This is a genomic window from Pseudomonas sp. BS-2016 (assembly GCF_001806145.1).
GTDB classification, from domain to species: Bacteria; Pseudomonadota; Gammaproteobacteria; order Pseudomonadales; family Pseudomonadaceae; genus Aquipseudomonas; species Aquipseudomonas lundensis.
In genome coordinates this window covers 1-1,337 of sequence record NZ_MLCT01000056.1, presented here as the reverse complement: position 1 = coordinate 1,337, position 1,337 = coordinate 1, and the positions used below count along the sequence as shown (strand labels likewise).

The window sequence follows — 1,337 nt, the reverse complement described above, 5'->3', positions numbered from 1 at the left end:
CTGGCCGGGCAAACGCCAATCAAGGAAGACACCCAGGCCAAACTGGCCCTGACCGGTATCACCGGCACCTCGATCATCCAGCTCAGTGGGGGCACCCCGCAGAGCCCGGAGCTCAAGGGCAAGGACGGCAACCTGCCGGAAATCATCGCGTCGCCATCGCCTATCGCACGCCTGCTCAATAACAGCAACGACCTGATGACCAGCGTCAACCTGCTGCTGCACAACGCCAACCACCTGTTCTCACGGGAAAACGTCGAACGCCTGAGCAACACCTTGGACAACCTGCAACAAACCACCGGCGCCATTGCCGAGCAACGCGGCGACATCAAGGTGGTGATGCAGCAATTGATGCAGGTGAGCAAACAGGCGGGCGCGGCGCTGGAGCAAACCACCGTGCTGATGCGCAGCGCCAATGGTTTGCTCAGTGAACAAGGCAAGCAAGCCTTCGGCAGCGCCGAGCAGGCGATGAAATCCCTGGAGCAAAGCACCGCCACCATCAATACCTTGCTGACCAATAACCAGGACTCGGTGAACAGCGGCATGCAGGGCCTTAACGAGCTGGCGCCAGCCGTGCGCGAGCTGCGTGAAACCCTCGGCTCGCTGCGCGCCATCTCTCGCCGCCTGGAAGCCAACCCCAGCGGTTACCTGCTGGGCAGTGACAAGAACAAGGAGTTCACGCCATGAAGCGTGCTTACCACATGATCGTCCCCATGGCCCTGGCACTGGTCAGCGCGTGCTCGATCCTGCCCAAGCCGGACCCATCGGACGTGTACCGCCTGGCGTCCGCCCAACCGGCCAGCCAAGGCACGCCGGTGAGTTGGTCGCTGCGCGTGACCAAGCCGCAGACCAGCGAGTTTCTCGATAGCCCGCGCATCGCCGTAGTGCCAGATGGCAACTTGATCAGCAACTACGCGAATTCACGCTGGAGCGACCCGGCGCCGGTGCTGCTGCGTAATCGCCTGCTGGATGGCTTCCAGCGCGACGGGCGCGTGACGCTGTTGAGTACCGACGAGACCAACCTGCAAGCCGACTATGAACTGGGCGGGCAGTTGCAGGCGTTTCAGAGTGAGTATCGAGGCAAAGCGGTGGAGGTGGTGATTCGCCTCGACGCGCGATTGGTGCGTGGGCGTGATCAAAGGATTATCGCCAGCCGCCGGTTTGAAGTGAGGCAGCCGGTGAGTGACGCCAAGGTGCCAGCGGTGGTGGCTGCTTTTGGCCAGGCTGGGGATCAGCTGAATAAGCAGGTGGTGGATTGGGTAGTCAGCCAGGGCAATACCGCTCTGAAACCTTGAAGGCCTCATCGCAGGCAAGCCAGCTCCCACATTTTACTGCGTTCA

At 61.7% G+C, this 1,337-nt stretch carries 2 protein-coding genes; both read left to right on the top strand.

Going from position 1 to position 1,337, the window contains the following annotated elements; genetic code table 11:
• On the top strand, window positions 1-684 hold a 684-nt coding region (locus BKD70_RS22155), incomplete at its 5' end, for an MlaD family protein (protein ID WP_070415402.1).
• Window positions 681-1,292, top strand: a complete 612-nt coding sequence (gene lptE / locus BKD70_RS22150; RefSeq protein ID WP_070415401.1) for an LPS assembly lipoprotein LptE — start codon at window positions 681-683, stop codon at window positions 1,290-1,292. The genes BKD70_RS22155 and lptE, both read left to right, overlap by 4 nt.
• Window positions 1,293-1,337: the final 45 nt, after the last annotated feature.